General features: G+C 37.2%; 18 protein-coding genes. 15 read left to right on the top strand and 3 right to left on the bottom strand.

The window, feature by feature from the left end; translation table 11 throughout:
- The first annotated feature begins 4 nt into the window (after positions 1–4).
- Positions 5–847, top strand: a complete 843-nt coding sequence (locus tag J2S19_RS09675) for an STAS domain-containing protein (protein WP_307340782.1) — start codon at positions 5–7, stop codon at positions 845–847.
- 333 nt (positions 848–1,180) lie between these two features.
- On the opposite strand, the gene J2S19_RS09670 is transcribed toward J2S19_RS09675, so the two are convergent.
- Positions 1,181–2,728: an ABC-F family ATP-binding cassette domain-containing protein gene (locus tag J2S19_RS09670; protein ID WP_307340779.1), complete on the bottom strand. Its 1,548-nt coding sequence runs from the start codon at positions 2,726–2,728 to the stop codon at positions 1,181–1,183.
- Positions 2,729–2,991: 263 nt separating this feature from the next.
- On the opposite strand from J2S19_RS09670, the gene J2S19_RS09665 reads away from it, so the two are divergent.
- The 3 genes from J2S19_RS09665 (at position 2,992) to J2S19_RS09655 (ending at position 6,902) form a co-directional block, all read left to right on the top strand.
- Positions 2,992–5,166 (top strand): DNA topoisomerase III, encoded by a 2,175-nt coding sequence (locus J2S19_RS09665; RefSeq protein ID WP_307340776.1) that lies wholly within the window; start codon positions 2,992–2,994, stop codon positions 5,164–5,166.
- A gap of 12 nt (positions 5,167–5,178) precedes the next feature.
- On the top strand, positions 5,179–5,652 hold the full coding sequence (locus J2S19_RS09660; RefSeq protein ID WP_307340774.1) for an SRPBCC family protein: 474 nt from the start codon (positions 5,179–5,181) through the stop codon (positions 5,650–5,652).
- 269 nt (positions 5,653–5,921) lie between these two features.
- Positions 5,922–6,902, top strand: a complete 981-nt coding sequence (locus J2S19_RS09655; RefSeq protein WP_307340771.1) for a nuclease-related domain-containing protein — start codon at positions 5,922–5,924, stop codon at positions 6,900–6,902.
- A gap of 16 nt (positions 6,903–6,918) precedes the next feature.
- Here the strand turns inward: J2S19_RS09655 and J2S19_RS09650 are convergent, their stop codons facing one another.
- Positions 6,919–7,191: a spore morphogenesis/germination protein YwcE gene (locus tag J2S19_RS09650; RefSeq protein WP_307340768.1), complete on the bottom strand. Its 273-nt coding sequence runs from the start codon at positions 7,189–7,191 to the stop codon at positions 6,919–6,921.
- A 356-nt stretch (positions 7,192–7,547) separates the two neighbouring features.
- Here J2S19_RS09650 and J2S19_RS09645 point away from each other — a divergent pair, with 356 nt between their 5' ends.
- The 5 genes from J2S19_RS09645 to J2S19_RS09625 all read left to right on the top strand — a co-directional run bounded on the left by J2S19_RS09645 (position 7,548) and on the right by J2S19_RS09625 (position 12,377).
- Positions 7,548–8,756, top strand: a complete 1,209-nt coding sequence (locus tag J2S19_RS09645; RefSeq protein WP_307340763.1) for an MFS transporter — start codon at positions 7,548–7,550, stop codon at positions 8,754–8,756.
- 66 nt (positions 8,757–8,822) lie between these two features.
- A complete protein-coding gene (nfsA, locus tag J2S19_RS09640) occupies positions 8,823–9,572 on the top strand; it encodes an oxygen-insensitive NADPH nitroreductase (RefSeq protein WP_307340760.1) in 750 nt (249 codons plus the stop codon).
- Positions 9,573–9,724: 152 nt separating this feature from the next.
- Positions 9,725–10,630, top strand: a complete 906-nt coding sequence (locus tag J2S19_RS09635) for an SDR family oxidoreductase (protein WP_307340758.1) — start codon at positions 9,725–9,727, stop codon at positions 10,628–10,630.
- Positions 10,631–11,141: 511 nt separating this feature from the next.
- On the top strand, positions 11,142–12,047 hold the full coding sequence (locus J2S19_RS09630) for an NAD(P)/FAD-dependent oxidoreductase (RefSeq protein ID WP_307340757.1): 906 nt from the start codon (positions 11,142–11,144) through the stop codon (positions 12,045–12,047).
- A 75-nt stretch (positions 12,048–12,122) separates the two neighbouring features.
- Positions 12,123–12,377 carry a hypothetical protein gene (locus J2S19_RS09625; protein ID WP_307340752.1) on the top strand — a complete coding sequence of 85 codons (255 nt, stop codon included), beginning with the start codon at positions 12,123–12,125 and terminating at the stop codon, positions 12,375–12,377.
- Between the two features lie 51 nt (positions 12,378–12,428).
- Here J2S19_RS09625 and J2S19_RS09620 read toward each other — a convergent pair whose 3' ends face one another.
- Entirely contained in the window at positions 12,429–13,274 is an 846-nt protein-coding gene (locus J2S19_RS09620; RefSeq protein ID WP_307340749.1) for an AraC family transcriptional regulator, read from the bottom strand.
- A gap of 285 nt (positions 13,275–13,559) precedes the next feature.
- On the opposite strand from J2S19_RS09620, the gene J2S19_RS09615 reads away from it, so the two are divergent.
- The 6 genes from J2S19_RS09615 to J2S19_RS09590 all read left to right on the top strand — a co-directional run bounded on the left by J2S19_RS09615 (position 13,560) and on the right by J2S19_RS09590 (position 19,451).
- Positions 13,560–14,729 carry a galactokinase gene (locus J2S19_RS09615; protein ID WP_307340746.1) on the top strand — a complete coding sequence of 390 codons (1,170 nt, stop codon included), beginning with the start codon at positions 13,560–13,562 and terminating at the stop codon, positions 14,727–14,729.
- A 17-nt stretch (positions 14,730–14,746) separates the two neighbouring features.
- The gene (galE, locus tag J2S19_RS09610; protein WP_307340744.1) at positions 14,747–15,736 is read left to right on the top strand and encodes a UDP-glucose 4-epimerase GalE; all 990 of its coding nucleotides are present in this window, start codon (positions 14,747–14,749) and stop codon (positions 15,734–15,736) included.
- Between the two features lie 75 nt (positions 15,737–15,811).
- Positions 15,812–17,332, top strand: coding sequence for a UDP-glucose--hexose-1-phosphate uridylyltransferase (gene galT, locus J2S19_RS09605; RefSeq protein WP_370875116.1), 1,521 nt, complete (start codon positions 15,812–15,814; stop codon positions 17,330–17,332).
- A gap of 450 nt (positions 17,333–17,782) precedes the next feature.
- Complete coding sequence (locus J2S19_RS09600; protein WP_307340737.1) at positions 17,783–18,451, top strand: uracil-DNA glycosylase; 669 nt, start codon at positions 17,783–17,785, stop codon at positions 18,449–18,451.
- A gap of 271 nt (positions 18,452–18,722) precedes the next feature.
- Positions 18,723–19,019 (top strand): YwdI family protein, encoded by a 297-nt coding sequence (locus J2S19_RS09595; RefSeq protein ID WP_307340734.1) that lies wholly within the window; start codon positions 18,723–18,725, stop codon positions 19,017–19,019.
- Positions 19,020–19,145: 126 nt separating this feature from the next.
- Positions 19,146–19,451 carry a hypothetical protein gene (locus J2S19_RS09590; RefSeq protein WP_307340731.1) on the top strand — a complete coding sequence of 102 codons (306 nt, stop codon included), beginning with the start codon at positions 19,146–19,148 and terminating at the stop codon, positions 19,449–19,451.
- The last annotated feature ends 423 nt before the right edge of the window (positions 19,452–19,874 follow it).

Genomic DNA, 19,874 nt, shown 5'->3' with positions numbered 1-19,874 from the left:
AGAGATGCATAGAAATGAGCAACTATATAACTTTTTAGTAGGAAACTCACCACAAATGACTGAAGATTGGTACAAACTTGTTGAGGGAATAGAAGAAGAAGATTCCGTTTACAGTACAAATGATCCTGAAGTGATTAAAAACTTGAAAGAACAAAATCAAGACTACTTTCTTCATTTACATGAATTATTTATTAACAAAGAGGAAGACTTTTTTAAACAGTTTAAGGCATGGTCTGAAGAGCTAGCAAGGGACCAGAAGCATCTTAAGACACCAGTACATTTTGTTGTAAGAGAATTTATGAATTCAGAACAAATATATATAAACTATTTGAAATCCTTTTTTAAGAATAACAGTGATAAGGTAGATATCGACCAGTTTCTTTCCTGGAACGATTTAATTAGAAGGGTAGTTAATCTATCAATCTACATATATATCGAAGAAGCAAATAAAAATACGTTAAAGCAACTAACTGCACAGAAGGAAATCATTAATGAATTAAGCTCGCCAGTTATTTTGCTTAGAAATAACATCGCTCTATTACCATTAATTGGGGATATCGATACGGCAAGAGCACTCATTATACTAGAAAATACACTGGCACAATGTGCTGAGCTTAGAATTGAAGACTTATGTATTGATTTATCAGGTGTCGCCATTATTGATACAATGGTTGCCCACGAAATCTTTCATCTGATACAAGCATTAAACCTTATCGGAGTTCGCTCAACACTGTGCGGCATCCGCCCAGAAATCGCCCAAACCGCAATCCAACTAGGACTCCGCTTCGACGACATCCGCACAACAGCCACATTGTCACAGGCGTTGGAGATGATACTAAACAACTAAAAACCTGGAGACTGTCCCCAAAAGGGGCACTTGCTAAATAATTTAGATAATACTCTTTAGGGGACAGTCCCCCCCTACTTACTGTGTGTGGTGTATTGACAGCTACTAACTCCTAGGGGACAGTCCCCACTCTCATTATTGCACACCACTCAGTCAGTAGGAGTTAACGCACCCAACTCAGTAAATAAATGGGGACAGTCCCCTACTAAAGAGGTATGACTAAAGTAACTTAGCAAATGCCCTCTAGGGGGACAAATAAATGGGGACAGTCCCCTAAAGAGTACTGACTAAAGTAATTTAGCATATGCTCTCTAGGGGGACTGTCCCCGGGTTTTAATTGGTAGCCCAATCCTCAATATCCCAAACTTTCGTGACCCAATCTTCATAAAAGTCAGGTTCGTGACAGACGAGGACGACGGTGCCTTTGTATGCTTTGATGGCACGTTTTAGTTCTTCTTTCGCGATAACATCTAGATGGTTTGTTGGTTCGTCAAATAGGAGCCAGTTGCTTTCTTCCATTGTTAACTTGCAGAGGCGGACTTTGGCTTGTTCTCCACCACTTAATTGTGCTAATGGACGTGAGATATGTTCGTTTTTTAAGCCTGCGCGTGCTAGCAATGCCCGTACTTGATGCTGGTCAAGATGTGGAAAGGCATTCCATACATCATCAATAGGTGTGATATCAGCTGCTTTGACCTCTTGTTCAAAGTAAGATGGGAATAAGAAATCACCATGATTCGTCGTTCCGCCTAGTGGCTTCAATTTACCTAGTATGGTTTTCAATAATGTAGATTTTCCGATTCCGTTACAACCGACAATTGCAATCTTTTCACCGCGCTCAATCGTCATGGTTAGCTTTGGAAGTAATGGCTTATCATAGCCGATTTCTAAATCCTTCGCCTCAAACACATAACGGCTGCTACCTCTAGATTCTTTAAATTCGAAGGTAGGTTTTAGTGCTGTTTCTGGACGGTCAATACGTTCAATTCTGTCCAGCTGCTTTTGGCGGCTTTTTGCACGGCCAGTTGTTGAATAACGTGCTTTATTTTTCGCAATGAAATCTTCCTGCTTTTTAATAAATTCACGTTGCTTTTCATATGCTTGGAGGTGCTGGTTTTTATTAATTTCTGCAAGCTCAAGAAACTTTTCGTAAGTAGCTGTATAACGAGTAAGCTTTGAAAATTCTAAATGAAAAATAACATTCGAGACACCGTTCATAAATTCAGTATCATGTGAGATTAATAGAAACGCATTTGGATACTCTCTTAAATAGTTACTTAGCCATTTGATATGCTCAACATCTAAATAGTTCGTTGGCTCATCCAGTAATAATACATCGGGCTGTTCTAATAATAGCTTTGCTAATAAGACCTTTGTTCGTTGTCCACCACTTAATGCCGAAACGTCACGGTCAAGTCCAATTGCATCAAGCCCTAGTCCTCTAGCTGTTTCTTCCACTTTCATATCTAATAAGTAAAATCCGCCTGCATCAAGACGGTCTTGAATTTTTGCCATTTGCTCAAGCAATTCTTCTAATTCCTCAGGTGTTGCAGTTGCCATTTTATCTGTAACTGCATTTAATTCCTTCTCTTGCTCAAATAAAGGAAGAAACGCATCATTTAATATATCTCGAATCGTTTTTCCCTTCGTCAAGACAGTATGTTGATCAAGGTACCCATAACGAACTCCTGGTGTCCATTCGACACGACCAGTATCATAAATGAGCTGTCCTGTAATGATATTCATTAATGTCGATTTCCCGACACCATTTGCCCCGACAAGCCCAACACGTTCACCTGCTAATAAGCGCAACGAAACATCTTTAAACAGCGTGCGGTCACCGAAGCTATGGCTAAGATTATCGATTGATAAAAGACTCATATTTTTACCTCCAAAACTTACAGTATCTTTGCTCATTCTACTATTGTTTTATTTAATATGCTACTGGTAATCGATTGAAACAATCTTGTTTGACAAACGAGTGGAACCTATTAGATTTCCTACCCAATAACACCTATAATAGAATAAGGCACTTGGTAAACAATTCGTTTTTTTTTAATAAAGCTTAAGGCAACTCTTAAAATAATCATAACTTTATATGAGCCTGAGGGTTGGACCTCTTAACATATTGAAAGGATGTTCGTATGAGTAAAACAGTCGTTATTGCTGAAAAACCTTCAGTAGGAAGAGATTTAGCTAGAGTATTAAAATGTCATAAAAAAGGTAATGGGTTTCTAGAAGGAGACAAATATATTGTAACATGGGCACTTGGGCATCTTGTCACATTAGCTGACCCGGAAAATTACGGAGACCAGTATAAATCGTGGCGATTAGAAGATTTACCGATGCTGCCACCACATTTAAAGCTTGTTGTCATTAAAAAGACAGGAAAGCAGTTCCAAGCTGTGAAATCACAGCTATTACGTAAGGATGTTCAAGACATTGTTATCGCAACTGATGCAGGTCGGGAAGGTGAGCTCGTTGCCCGCTGGATTTTAGATAAAGTCCGTGTTAACAAGCCGATAAAACGTCTTTGGATTTCATCAGTGACAGATAAAGCGATAATCGATGGCTTTCGTAACCTTAAAAGTGGAAAAGCGTATGAGAATCTCTATGCTTCGGCTGTTGCGCGCGCGGAGGCAGACTGGCTAATCGGGTTGAATGCTACTCGTGCACTGACAACAAAGTATAATGCCCAGCTATCTTCAGGTCGTGTACAAACACCTACACTTGCGATGATTGCACAGCGTGAAGAGGAAATAAAGTCATTCAAGCCAAAGAAATTCTTTGGTATTAAGGCGAAAACCGATCGAGGTCTTACGCTAACGTGGCACCATGCAAAAACGAACGATGCAAAAACATTTGTCGAGCAACAGGTTGACGACTTGCTAAAACGATTAAATGGGAAAGCAGCTAATATCATCGATGTAAAAACAACACCGAAAAAGACATATTCTCCAGCTCTTTATGACTTAACAGAGTTGCAGCGTGATGCAAATAAGCGCTTTGGGTTTTCAGCAAAAGAAACACTATCAATCATGCAAAAACTGTATGAACAGCATAAAGTGTTAACCTATCCGCGGACGGATTCACGTTATATTACGAGTGATATTGTCGGTACGTTAAAGGATCGCTTAGAAGCTTGTAGAGTGAAACCATATGCTTCGTCTGTGGCAAAAATACTAAGCAAACCGATTAAAGCAAATAAATCATTTGTTGACGACCAAAAGGTTTCGGATCACCATGCAATCATTCCGACAGAGGAATCTGTGCCACTAAGTGCATTAAGTGATAAAGAACGGAAAATTTATGATTTAGTTGTAAAAAGATTCATCGCCGTCCTACTACCAGCCTTTCAATTCGAACAAACGGTCATTACAGCTAAAATTGATAGTGAATCGTTCTCCGCAAAAGGAAAGCGAATCATTGCCCAAGGTTGGAAAGAAGTATACGATGCGTTTGATGATGAGGATGAGGACGATCAAAATCTCCCTCAAGTGAATAAAGGTGACGTACTTCCAATCCAATCATTAACAAAAACGACAGGAGAAACAAAACCACCAGCTCGATTTAATGAAGCAACCCTTCTCTCCGCGATGGAAAATCCATCGAAATTTATGGCTGGGGAAAGTAAAGAGTTAATTAAAACAATTGGTGAAACAGGTGGGCTTGGAACAGTTGCAACGAGAGCAGATATTATTGAAAAACTATTTAGCAGTTTTCTAATTGAAAAGAAGGGGAAGGACCTTTTCATTACATCAAAAGGGAAGCAACTGTTAAATCTTGTTCCTGAAGATTTAAAATCACCTGTCTTAACAGCAGAATGGGAGCAAAAGCTAACGAAAATAGCGAAGGGACAAATGTCACAAAAAGCATTCATTAGTGACATGAGAAATTACGCTAAAGAAATAGTCCATGAAATCAAAAATAGTAAAGAACGTTTTAAACATGACAATCTTACAGGAAGCAAATGTCCTGAATGTAACAAGCTCATGCTCGAAGTAAATGGAAAAAAGGGAAAAATGCTAGTCTGTCAGGACCGAGAATGTGGATATCGGAAAAATATCGCGAGAACGACGAATGCACGCTGTCCGAAATGCCATAAGAAGTTAGAGCTTAGAGGTGAAGGTGAAGGACAAATGTTCACTTGCAAATGTGGTCACCGTGAGAAAATGTCCACCTTCCAAGAAAGAAGAAAAAAGAACCAAAATAGCAAAGTATCAAAACGCGATGTTGCAAAATATATGAAAAATCAAGATGAAGAATTTACAAATAATGCTTTAGCAGATGCATTAGCGAAATTAAATCTTAAGAAATAAGGAAGATTGAAAGTGCCAATCATTAAGACAGACATGTTTATCTACGCACCTCGTGAAATATGTTTTGATGTTGCACGGGATATTGATATTCATACACAATCAACTAGCCAAACATTTGAAAAGGCCATTGCTGGTGTCACGAGCGGCTTAATCGAATTAAACGAAACCGTCACATGGGAAGCGATCCACTTCGGTATCAAGCAAAAGCTTACAGTTCGTATCACTGAATTTGATTATCCGAATCGGTTTGTCGATGAAATGGAAAAGGGTGCCTTTAAAAGGTTCTATCATTCTCATGAATTCATTGAGAAACCAAATGGCACGCTCATGGTCGATACATTTGACTACACATCACCGCTCGGAGTACTCGGTAAACTAGCAGATCGGCTCTTTTTAGAGCAATATATGAAGAATTTTTTGATTACGAGAAACCGAGTGATTAAGAAAGTAGCTGAAGAACGGGTTACAGCACCGCATCAACGTTAAGATGCGGTGTTTTTTTGTGTGGTGTTATAGTAGAGGAACACATGGGCCAAGAGAGGGGCGAATTTTGTCGAATGACAGATTTTATTGGAAACTTGACAGATTTTTCTCTGAAGTTGACAGATTTTCTAAGATTGTTGACAAATAAACTTAAAAAGTTGACAGATTCCACCACCATATTCATAAACAACATCAATTTTTTTCAGGAAATTGGCAGGAAACGATGGTAACAGAAGCGAATATACTACAAAACTTATAAAAGGAGCGATTAAATGATTAGTAAAGAGCGTACAATCCCTCTAACAATCCTCAAATTGCAAGCATTACTACGTCGGTTACCAGTCACACATCATAAAGTTCCACTTTTGCAAGAAAATCTAGCTAAACAACGATCAGGCTATCAAGGCGAGAAGGCACTAGATTATCCATTAAGCTTATTACCTGAAAAAGACTATTATGTTCTCCACGACCTTCGACTAGAGGACGGTCAACATTACTTTCAAATAGATACAATGATTCTATCATGTCAGTTCATCATCATGATTGAAGTGAAAAATATAGCCGGCTCCCTATATTTTGATGAAAACTTCCATCAGTTAATTCGGACAAAAGATGGCATTGAAACAGCTTTCCCAGATCCATTAATTCAACTTAAAAGACAAGAACGGCACCTACAAAATTGGTTAACAACAAAAGGAATAACAAATCTGCCAATTATTTCACTTGTGGTTATCAGTAATGAAAAAACAATCATCCGCACCTCTGCAAATTATAAAGAAGCAAACCAAAAGGTTATCCATGCAAATTTTCTTCCTATCAAAATCCAACAATTAGAAAAAAAGTACAAAGAGAAACGGGAAACACCTAAACAACTAAAAAAACTTAGTCGACTCCTAATAAAAAACACTTTTCCATTAGAGCGCTCCATCTTGAAGCAGTATGACATTACATATGATGAACTGATAAAAGGTGTATTTTGTCCTGAATGTGAACATAAGCAAATGAAAAGAGTGTATGGGAATTGGCTGTGTCCACAATGCTTATGTAAGGACAAGCATGCTCACTTAGCTGCATTAGATGATTACCTATTATTAAATGGTCGTACTATTACGAACCAACAAATGAGAGACTTCTTACAAATTAAATCTGCTAATTTAGCAACACGATTAGCCCATTCTCTAACCTCTAAAAGTGAGGGAACAACACGTGACCGAGTTTATATGCTAAACAAAAAGGACCTGACTACAAATTGAGTCAGGTCCTTAAAACTTATACAAGTCGACGACTGTTTTTCAAATGTTTGAAAAACGGGATAACAAATACGTAAAATACTGTGACATGGGCAAGGATAACGTTTAGTGCGAAGAGTCCGCCAAACATTAAGTGACCTGCCATTCCATAGTCATTACTAATATATAGAGTAAACATAATCCACATTGCAACAATGACTGGGATTTGAAATATAGCTAATTTTATATGCTCTTTCCAAAGAAAAAGTGGAGAAGCACTAGCAATTAATAAGTAAGCGAAAAATACGTCCATTCTAATCAGCTCCTAACAAAAAAATTTGTTAACGCTTCCAAGTTTGTCTAAATTGAGAACAATTTGTGAACATTTTGTTACAATTACTATATCATATTCCCTTTTAAGTTGAAAGTGATAAGAAGAAAAAAATGTTAAACAAGATTTAAAATAATAAAAGTGTCTAGATACTTAGAAAATGTATGAAGGAAGATAAAATTTGGCATGTTAAGCATAAAACATTGACTAACCTAAAATAAGTGCAGTATAAGTGAGTATAGACATTATCATTACGTTTTATGGACGCCTAATATTACAGCTTTGTATACATATTTGACATCAGGTGAGATGGCGAAACGATTTGAAGGGTGGTCAAGATGGAAAAAACGGAACAATTATCGAGGAAAAAACTTTTAAGTGTAGCAGGACTTGGCTGGATGTTTGATGCAATGGATGTTGGGATCCTTTCATTTATCATTGCTGCCTTAAAGGTTGATTGGGATTTAACATCAAATCAAATGGGTTGGATTGGTAGCATGAACTCAATTGGTATGGCAGTTGGAGCATTAGTATTTGGTGTGATGGCCGACCGTGTTGGGAGAAAAAATGTCTTTATCATCACACTTCTTTTGTTTTCAATCGGAAGTGGTTTATCTGCATTTGTGACATCTTTAACAATGTTTTTAATTTTAAGGTTCTTTATTGGCATGGGTTTAGGTGGGGAACTGCCAGTTGCATCAACGCTTGTTTCTGAGAGTGTCCCTGCGAAAGAGCGTGGAAAGGTCGTCGTTCTATTAGAAAGCTTTTGGGCTGGCGGCTGGTTAATCGCTGCACTCATTTCTTACTTTGTTATCCCGCATTTTGGCTGGCAGGCTGCTTTAATTATCACTGCACTTCCAGCGTTTTACGCACTTTACTTGAGAATAAAGTTACCAGACTCACCAAGCTTTAATGCGATAAAAACAACTGAGAAAAAGGAATCATCTTTAAGGAAGATTGCAAAAGTATGGGCAAAACCGTATATCAAGCAAACAACAATGCTTTGGATATTATGGTTTACGGTTGTCTTTTCTTATTATGGCATGTTTCTATGGCTGCCTAGTGTAATGGTTATGAAAGGTTTTAGCTTAATTCAAAGCTTTCAGTATGTGTTAATTATGACGTTGGCACAATTACCAGGTTATTTTAGTGCAGCCTTTTTAATTGAGCGTGCTGGTCGGAAATTCGTGCTCGTCACATTTTTAATTGGAACAGCTGTTAGTGCATACTTCTTCGGTAATGCAGAAAGTCTAGGACTATTACTAACATCAGGTATTTTCCTTTCATTCTTTAATTTAGGTGCTTGGGGTGCTTTATATGCATATTCACCTGAACACTACCCTACTGAAATACGTGGCACAGGTACAGGTTTAGCGGCTTCATTTGGCCGTGTTGGTGGGATTCTTGGACCATTATTAGTAGGTTATTTAGTAACTGCTGATGTTTCGATTTATACAATTTTCTTTATCTTCGCCATTTCAATTTTAATTGGCGCACTCGCTGTACTCATATTAGGTGAAGAAACAAAGCAAAAAGAGTTATTATAGACTTGAGGAGGGGATTATTTCTAATCCCTTTTGTTATTTAAGCAACTAAAGGAGTGAAAGGTAGTAATGGACAAATTAATTGAGTTAATCCAAAATCATCGTTCAATCCGTAAATTTGAAGAAAAACTATTATCAGATGAACAAATCCAGACAATTGTCAAAAGTGCACAAGCTGCCTCAACATCAAGTTATGTACAGGCATATTCGATAATTGGTGTAAAGGATAAGCAAAAGAAAGAGAAATTAGCGGGATTAGCAGGTGGACAGGACTATGTCGCAAACAATGGACACTTCTTTGTCTTCTGTGCTGATTTATATAGGCATCAATTAATTGCAGAAAATTATGAGCAGGATTCGAAGGAGATATTACAAAGTACTGAAAAATTTATGGTAGCTGTGATTGATGCGACACTAGCGGCACAAAATGCAGTACTTGCAGCAGAAGCAATGGGCTTAGGCGCTGTATACATTGGGGGATTACGGAACCAGTTAGCCGATGTATGTGAGCTATTGAAAACACCAAACTATGTGCTGCCGCTTTTTGGTGTAGCAGTAGGTTACCCTGCACAGTCCCCAGATAAGAAACAACGGCTACCACTGCAACATGTATATCACGAAGATGAGTACACTCAAGATAAAACAGCCTATTATGAACAGCTAAAAGAGTATGACAAAGAAATAGCAGCATACTACGAAAAAAGAACAAATGGTAAGCGTAGTGATACATGGACAGGTCAAATGGCTGGATTATTATCAAGACCAACGAGAATGTATATGAAAGATTTTGTAGAAGGTAAAGGCTTTAATAAAAAGTAACTAGTGAGGGCTCATAACGATATGAGTCTTTTTTTATGGAGAAATTTCACAAGCTAACGATTAAAAGTGCTGAAATTGAAAATATCTGTGATGAACACAAGCTAGTATGGAATAGATTTAAGTTGAGAGAATGTGACAAGGAGGATATGCCTATGAATCAGTATCCGATTTATCCATATTATGCTATGCAACAGAAATGTCAAAACCAGCCAATAACATTTCCCCCTCAACACCAAAATCGTCATCCTGGTATTGAGGCAAATATGGTTCCGAGACCGATCTCCGAAAATCCAAGTTATAAAGGAAGTAATAAGTTAAAGGATAAAGTAGCGATTATTACTGGAGGAGATAGTGGAATTGGAAGAGCAGTAGCATATGCCTTTGTAAAAGAAGGGGCAAATGTAGTTATTCCCTACTTAAATGAGCATCGTGATGCAAAGGAGACGAAGCAACGTATCGAGGAATTAGGTGGCAAATGCTTACTAATTCCATGTGATTTAAAAGAAGAGAAATCTGCTAAACAAGTTGTGGAACAGACAGTTACAGCTTTTGGAAAACTAGATATATTAATCAATAACCATGCGATTCAAATCGTGCAAAAAAGCATCCTAGATATTTCAGCAGAACAATTAGAAGCAACATTCCGTACAAATATATTTTCATTCTTTTACTTAGTCAAAGCAGGCTTACCACATCTTAAAGATGGCAGCTCAATTATAAATACAACATCTATTACAGCGTATGAAGGGCATAAAACATTAATTGATTACTCTGCTACAAAGGGGGCAATCACGACATTTACAAGGTCGCTATCTTTATCATTAGTGAACAAAGGAATTCGTGTAAATGCCGTAGCTCCAGGTCCGATTTGGACACCTCTTATTCCTTCAAGTTTTTCTGCAAAAAATGTCGCTACCTTTGGCCTCGAAACAGAAATGAAGCGTGCAGGTCAGCCATTTGAGTTAGCGCCAACATATGTTTATTTAGCTTCTGATGATTCCAGGTATGTGACCGGGCAGGTTCTCCATGTGAATGGTGGTCAGTATCGAACTTCTTAAAGTAGAAAACTGTCATCCTTGGTGTCGAAAGACAGAAAATGAAGAGATATTTAATATGAAAGTAGCGAATTAACATGAATTTTCTGTGCATAACCTGTTGATAAAAGACGAAAGCTCTAATAGATATAGTGGCGAACGAATGTACCCACACAAAATGTGGATAGAGATTGTGGATATGTTGATAACTTCTGTGGATATCTTGTTCTTAACTTAGCTATCAGTTGTTAATATCTTAATTTTTTGAATGAATGGAAGTTATTAGTTGAATTTTAGAAAAAAATTTAATGGTTATCCACAGTCTACCATAATCCCCGTGTATAAATATGTCACGGGGTTTTTTTGCTAACAAGAAGTCTTAAAGTGTAGGTTCAGCTAAAAAGTAAAATAGTATGAAAAAACAACAAGGTGTGAAGATGACAAAATAACTTTATTAAGTATTTTCATGTTCATACATGATGTGACAAGAATTATCACAGTCTACGTATAAGAGAAAACAAAGGATTGTGATAATATGAGTCGGAAAACGTATGATTGTATCATCATAGGTGCTGGCATTGCAGGTTTACAAGCAGCAATACAACTTGGAAGGTATTTGCGCCATGTGTTAGTAATTGATAATCAAAACGGTCGCTCAAACTTATGCCGGGGATATCATAATATTTTAGGATGGCCTGAAGGAGTTAGTGGTGAAACATTGCGAGAACTAGGGAAGCAGCAGGCAACCTCTTTAGGGATTTTGTTTCAACAAGATACAGTAAGTGATGTAAAGAAAAATAAGAATGAATTCACACTGCAAACTGTTAAAGGTGAAACATACCATACAAAAACAGTACTTATCTCAACTGGTGTGAAAGACAATATACCAAAAATCAAGGATATTGAACAATGGCTTGGAAGATCAATTTATGTATGCCCAGATTGTGATGGATATGAAGTAAAGGATAAGCAAGCCTTAGTTCTAGGAACAGGGAAAACTGGAGCAAATTTATCACTAACATTGACATATTTTACTAATAGAATAACTTTTATCAATCATGGTGGGAAAGTAATAGAGCAAGAGGCAAAGGAAAAGCTTCAACAAAAAAACATCACGATTATTGATGGAGAAATCGAGGCAATTGTCGGTACTGAGGAATTTGAAGGTGTCCAATTAGCGAATGGTCAAGTTATTAACGGGGATAAGGCTTTTATCGGTTTTGGAGGAAATAAAGTTCATTCTGAAATCGCAAGCAAGCTAGGGGTTGAACTACTTGAGAATAAACATATTCTAGTCGATCCTCGAACAAAAGAAACGAATATTACAAATGTTTGGGCTGCGGGTGATGTTGTCGCCCACTCTGAACAAGTGACGATTGCAATGGCAGACGGATGCCAGGCAGCAATTTGGATTCATAAAAGATTATTACAAGGTATTTAACTAATGGAATACTTCAAATTCCGTCCATCATTTTGTATCATAGATGTATGAAGTGAACAAGGGAGACGGATCTCAATGAAAAGAGAAATTGAGGAATTATATGATGAAGTATATGAAAAAATCTCTGACTATCATTCAGTAGCACAAAAGTATACAAAAAACTTGAGGGAAATCCCAAGTGAGCAAAGGGAAGAGGAAACGGAAAAGCTCGAACGGATTGAGTTTGCACTACAAGCTGCAAAAGATATATTAGAAAATATGATGACAGCTGGAACAACAATGACGATTATGCATGAGAAGGGTTCGATTCAAATTAATGTGAATAAATGATGAAAAAAGCAATTGAACTTGCAATTGCTTTTTTCAAATAACAGGAATTGACTACCCCCCTTGTCTAATTTGACCCGGCGACTTCCCTAACTGTTTCCTTGTAACTTTATTTAAATAATTCGCGTTTTTATATCCAACAAGCTGGGCAATTTCATCAACTGTGTATTTCGTTTGCTGCAGAAGTTCAGTTGCCTTTTGTAAGCGAATGGATGTTAAATATTGCACAGGTGTTAGCCCTGTCTCTTTTTTAAAAATGCGAGTGAAATGATATCTTGATAGCTGTGATGCTGCAGCCATTTCATCGGAACTAATATCATCTTGGTAGTTATTGCGTGCGAATAGTGCAGCACGAATAACGCCTTCAGACCAATCCTCCATATATTTATCAAGATTTGATAAGTATTCATATAATTCCATAATAAAATGATAAGCAATTTTTGAACCTTTATATGCATTTGTTATTTTACGTTCCTTTGCATCATCATAAATCTCTTTGATTAGCTTTATTGGTGTCGATTCTGGATGGAAATGCAGAACTTGATTAGTTGTTTCTTTTACATAGTCCCAACAACGTTTTACCTCATGTCCATATAAAGTTAAATATAAAAATTCCCATTTTTCTGCATCCTTAGGTAAATAATAATGATAATTACTAGGACTGCTGACAATAAAGGCTTGTCCAGCTCCAACCTTATGAACATGACCATCTATTGAAATTTCCCCATGGCCTGATAAAGTGTATTGAAATATATACTTTCCTTGGTCCTTTCGTTCTGTTCCGCTCCAATTATAGATTGTTGAATGTTGTTCATCCCAGCCGACTGACCATATTTGCGCTATTTCATTTATGGCATCATCAGTAAATCGAAAGACGATCGCCCCTGTTTTTTGTTCCACAGCAAAAAATCCCCCCTTTTATAACCCTTTTTGAAAGATTGAGCAAAAAAAGGATGTTTCTATACAAAGAGTTACGTTCAACAAAGCGAAATAGCTATTAGTTTTGCTTGCGAGAAATAGTTACTCAAAGCAAAAAATGACTATATCTTTAAATTGATTTTACCATTGTATCGGAAAGAAATGAAATCTAAAATAAACGTAACAACACATTAAAAATGGCTATATAGGATTTGTAAAAGAAAAGGAAATCTTTAGAAAAATAGGCTATAATGAAGGGTGATTTGAATGAAAGAACAAATGCGTGAGCAATTTACGAAGCTGTTTGGTGAAGGTAGAAATGTAAGGAACTTTTTTGCACCTGGACGCGTTAATTTAATTGGTGAACATACAGATTATAATGGAGGTCATGTATTTCCTTGTGCATTGACCTTTGGGACTTATGCTGTCGTTGCATCACGTGACGATAATAAGATTCAACTATATTCAATGAACTTTCCGACTATTGGTGTCATTTCGATTTCATTAAATGATGAGATTGCTTTTCAGAAGGAGCATGATTGGGCGAATTATCCAAAAGGAGTTTTAAAGGAATTCATAGATAAGGGGATTGAAATAGAGAAAGGCTTTGATATCGTATATTACGGCAACATCCCAAATGGTGCAGGCTTATCATCGTCTGCTTCAATTGAGCTTGTGACAGCAGTTACACTTCAATCGTTATACGAAACTAGCTTTACAAGTGTTGATTTAGTGAAAATGAGTCAACATGCTGAAAATGAATTTATCGGAGTAAGCTGTGGGATTATGGACCAGTTTGCAATCGGGATGGGCAAGAAGGATCATGCAATTCTCTTAGATTGTAGTAGCTTGGAATACACATACAGTCCAATCGTCCTTGACGATGCATCACTTGTTATTGCAAATACGAATAAACGAAGAGCTTTAGCAGATTCAAAATACAATGAAAGACGTTCTGAGTGTGAACGTGCTTTGAAAGATTTACAAAAAGAGCTTGCAATTCAATCGTTAGGTGATTTGACACCTAGTCAATTCGACCAGCACGCTCATCTGATTCAAAATGATATTGACCGCAAACGTGCAAAGCATGCTGTTTATGAAAATGCGCGGACAATGGAAGCAGTAGAGAAGCTTCAACAGGGAGATATTGAAAGCTTTGGACAGCTTATGTGTGACTCACATACATCTTTGCGCGATGATTACGAAGTAACTGGCATTGAATTGGACACGTTAGTAGAGGCATCACTTGCCCAGGAAGGTGTCATCGGTTCAAGAATGACAGGAGCAGGCTTTGGCGGATGTACAGTATCTATCGTAAATAATGCGAACTTGAATCAGTTTATAGAAGAAGTAGGCAAAGTATATAATGAAAAAACAGGCCTTACAGCAGAGTTTTATGTAGCAAATGTTGGAGATGGGGCTAGAGAAATCATATAAAAAATGGAGGAATTTAAATGGCGATATTAGTATGTGGTGGAGCAGGTTATATTGGCAGTCATGCAGTTTCAGAACTTTTAGATCGAAATGAAGAGGTTATCGTAGTTGATAATCTTCAAAAAGGCCATAAACCAGCTGTATTAGAAGGGGCAAAACTTTACAATGGTGATTTACGTGATGAATCGTTCCTTAAACAAGTGTTTCAGGAAAATAATGTTGAAGCAGTCATTCACTTTGCAGCTGATTCTCTTGTTGGCGAAAGTGTTGAAAAACCACTTCAATATTATGAAAACAATGTTTACGGAACAATGTGTCTATTAAAAGTGATGACAGAATTTAATGTGAAGAAGATTGTCTTTTCATCTACTGCTGCAACATACGGTGAAGCGCAGAACATTCCAATTGTTGAGACAGATCCAACTGTACCGACAAATCCATACGGTGAAACTAAGCTGGCTGTTGAGAAAATGCTGAAATGGAGCGAGCAAGCTTACGGTCTTAAATATGTAGTTCTTCGCTACTTTAATGTTGCTGGCGCACATATGGATGCGAAGCTAGGTGAAGATCATCAACCTGAGACGCATCTAATTCCAATTATTTTACAGGTTGCATTAGGAGACCGTGAAAAGATAATGATTTTCGGTGACGATTATAATACTGAAGATGGTACATGTATTCGTGATTACATCCACGTAACAGACTTAGCGGATGCACATATTTTAGCAATTGAAAAATTACGTAAAGAAAACAAAAGTGGAACTTATAACTTAGGTAATGGAAGTGGCTTCTCTGTTAAAGAAGTTATTGAAACAGCCAGAAAGGTAACAGGCCATCCAATCCCTCAAGAAATCGCTCCACGACGTGCAGGAGACCCAGCGATCCTTATCGCATCATCTGAAAAGGCGATGAAGGAACTTGGTTGGAAACCAAAATATGCCGATTTACACACAATGATTGAAAGTGCATGGAATTGGTTTCAAAAGAATCCAACAGGCTACGAAAAATAATGAAATATACAAGGGAATAACGTGGCAGACCTTGCCCGTTATTTCCAATCGTTTATAGGGGATGATTTGATGTCGATTAATATAAACGCAGAAATTGACCGATTAGTGCAATACGCATTAAAAAAACACCTCATTTCACAATGGGATATCGACTTATCACGTAATCGAATCTTAGAAGTATTGCAGATTCATGATTACAAATCAGCTACAATACAGGATGAAGAACTTGCTTCACCAGTACCAATACTTGAAAATATGTTAGATTGGTCTGCAGAAAATGGCCGTCTACAGGAAAATACCGTAACATACCGCGATTTACTAGATACAAAGATTATGGGATGCTTAGTTCCATCACAAGGTGAAGTGATTCGCAGCTTCAATGAAGCAGTAGATACTGATGGACCAAAGGAAGCGACTGCTGCATTTTACCAACTATCCCAAGATGTCCATTATATTCGCACCGACCGAATTGCTAAAAATGAGAAATGGCTCGCTCCAACGGAATACGGTGATTTACAAATGACAATCAACTTGTCAAAACCTGAAAAAGACCCAGTAGCCATTGCAGCTGCACGTCTCATGCAAAAAAGTGAATATCCAACATGCTTGCTTTGCAAAGAAAATGTAGGGTACGAGGGAAGACTAGACCATCCGGCACGGCAAAACCATCGAATTATTCCCGTAACATTAGAAAATGAGCAATGGTATTTACAATTTTCACCTTACGTGTATTATCATGAGCATGCGATTGTGCTTGCAGGAGAGCATAAGCCAATGAAAGTATCGAAACATACTTTTACAAAGCTACTCCAATTCGTCGAGCAATATCCTCATTATTTTCTAGGCTCGAATGCCGATTTGCCAATTGTCGGGGGTTCAATATTAAGTCATGACCATTTCCAAGGTGGACATCATACATTCCCTATGGAAGTTGCTAAAATTGAGCATACATTTCAATTGGAAAAATATAAAGATGTTCAATTCGGTACAGTGAAATGGCCTATGTCGGTCATACGTTTACAGGGACTTAATCAACACGACTTAATTGCTGCAGCAGACGAAATTCTTAGAGAATGGAAACAATATCATGATGAACTAGCCGAAATCCATGCATTTACAGGGGACACTCCACATAATACGATTACGCCAATCGCAAGAAGACGTGGTGAGCTGTTTGAATTAGACTTAGTCTTACGGAATAATCGTACAAGTGAAGAGCATCCATTCGGTATCTTCCATCCACATGAAGAAGTACATCATATTAAGAAGGAAAATATCGGCCTCATCGAAGTGATGGGATTAGCTGTATTACCTGGAAGATTACTAGATGAACTGAAAGGTATCGCTGCAATTTTAGACAACGGAAAAGATAAAAAGGTAATTTTAGAAGACCCTGATCTTTCAAAGCATTACGATTGGGTTGTAAAAATAACTGAAAACAATCATTCACATCAAACAAGCTATCAATTATTGCTTGATGAAGTAGGTAAGGTGTTTGCAACAATTTTAGAGCATTCAGGTGTCTTTAAACGGACAGAAGCTGGTCAGCAAGCTTTCTTACGTTTTATAAATGAATTGAAAAGAAAAATAAAATAATGAAATTTACTAGTATAAGATAATCGTATTCCGTCCATAATAGGACTAATCCCCCCCTTTATTTTAATAAATGGTATCGGAATGAACGTTCCGAGTAGGCTCTAGTTCATTACTAGAGTCTTTTTTTGAAATTTAAATCCACCATCAGTGTACCCCTTTCATGTAATGAAGTCCTCTATCTAAGCTAGTCACTCAATTTTTATCTATGTTAAGATATGTAGTAGATTATAAGATTTTATAATTCCCGTTTTGAAATGTGAATTTCATTATTAGTTTATTAGCGTCATTTGAAAATTTATAGGAAAATGTTAAGCATGTTCATGAAGAAAATATTGATGTAAGCTATGTACAGGAAATTATTATGTTTGTCATGATACATGGCAACATGGATATAAAATTCATATTGAGTAGATTCACTAAAAAGTCCTGTGACAGAAAAGGGTGAGCGATATGGAATATATATTAAATAAAGAGTGGGACGAGCTGTTAACGGAAGAATTTAAACAGCCATATTTTAGAGAGCTTGCAGCTTTTTTAGAAGCTGAGTATGAGAAACATACAGTTTTTCCACAGCAAGATGTAATATTTAATGCTTTAAATAAAACACCTTATTCTTCGGTTAAGGTAGTCATTTTAGGTCAAGACCCATACCACGGTGCGGGACAGGCTCATGGATTAAGCTTCTCGGTACAGCCTGATGTGAAGTTACCGCCATCGCTAAGAAATATATTTTTAGAATTACAATCAGATATAGGTTGTTCGTACCCTGAAAGCGGATCGCTGGAAAATTGGGCTAAACAAGGAGTATTACTTTTAAATACTGTTTTAACTGTAAGGCAAGGAGAGCCTAATTCACATAAGGGGATAGGGTGGGAACGTTTTACAGATAACATCATTTCATTACTCAATAGTCGTTCTCAGCCGATTGTATTTATTTTGTGGGGAAAACATGCAGGGGCAAAAAAAACACTTATTACATCAAAACATCACTATGTGATTGAATCACCACATCCAAGTCCATTTTCTGCAAGGAAGGGTTTTTTTGGAAGTCGTCCGTTTTCTAAAACAAACGTTTATTTAAAACAGCAGCAAATAACAGGAATTGATTGGGCCCTTTAAGATTGTGAACTTAAGTTTCTAAACGACTAGTTAGGTCGTTCAAACGTAATACACAAATAAATTTTAATATAGTAAGGAGCTATATGAAGATGAAAGAGTCGGCAGTGAATTGCATAAAATGCAAACATTTTTATGTTACATGGGATAATCGCTACCCAAATGGTTGTCGGGCATATGGCTTCAAGTCAAAAAGCCGTCCCGCAATGATGGTTAAACAATCATCCGGAATGACTTGTCTAAAATTTGAACCTAAAGCAAGGGAGGCGAGGCAGTGAACATCCATGTTTCAAAGCTACTTCAAAAGATGGACGATGAGTTACGAAAAGCAAAAGCTAGTCAAAATGACAATGAAATCAGAGAATCCTTAATTGTGATTAAATCTTTATGTGATGTTGTCTTAGCTGAAAAGAATTCATTACACATACCTTCACCAAAAACAAATGAGATTAATCAATCGGAATTACAAAAAATGATGGGAAATCTTGCACCTGTAAAGACGGCTAGTCCACTTCCAGATAATAAAATTGAAGAGGAAGATGCTAATGGGGATTCGCTCTTTGACTTTTAATATCATTAGGTAGCATGCTTTATCATTTGGAGATTTGCCATTTGAAGATAATCCCTCCAAACAAATCCAACATATTATAGCCTATTCAGGAAACACTGAAAGTAAATCGAATGGGAGGTTTATAATATGGTATACGATGATTTGTTTGAAGTGGGAAGAGGGGGCAGATTTGCCGCCTTAGATATGTTTAACCAATCATATCAAACAAAGGTTTTTAATGACCGCTACGATGTTTATGTAAATGATGACTATATTGGTCAGAAACAACTATTAACAGCACAAGAGTCTGTTAAAGATATAGACGATTTCCTAATGAATGAAGGACATAAGGACTTTCATTCATACGTTGACGGCGATCACTACTACATCCGCTCACAGCAAAATGAGCAAGAATTAGCAAACGTACTAAAAGTATACCTGCAAAACCGATAGAAAGCATGGGGACGGTTCTTCTGCTTCCTTTTAAAGGGAACAGGAGAGCCATCTGAGAATGCTAATTTACCTTTGATTTCTATTTCAAGATTCAGCGGTAAATAAGGATAAGGCTAATTTCCCTTTGATTCCTGTTTCTAGCTAATACGGTAAATGAAGAGACGTCTATTTTACCTTTGATTCGATTTTCAAGTTGTTGCGGTAAATAAGAATACGTCTAATTCCCCTTTGCTCCGCTTTTCTAGTCTTACCGGTAAATAAAAACACAGCTAATTTCCCTTTGAACTGATTTTCAAGCTCCTGCGGTAAATAAGAATACGTCTAATTTCCCTTTGCTCCGCTTTTCTAGTCTTACCGGTAAATAAAAACACAGCTAATTTCCCTTTGAACTGATTTTCAAGCTCCTGCGGTAAATAAGAATAC

Origin of the sequence: Metabacillus malikii (assembly GCF_030813355.1) — a bacterium.
GTDB classification, from domain to species: domain Bacteria; phylum Bacillota; class Bacilli; order Bacillales; family Bacillaceae; genus Metabacillus; species Metabacillus malikii.
The sequence above is the reverse complement of the archived record's forward strand: the minus strand, read 5'-3'. Positions and strand labels throughout refer to the sequence as shown.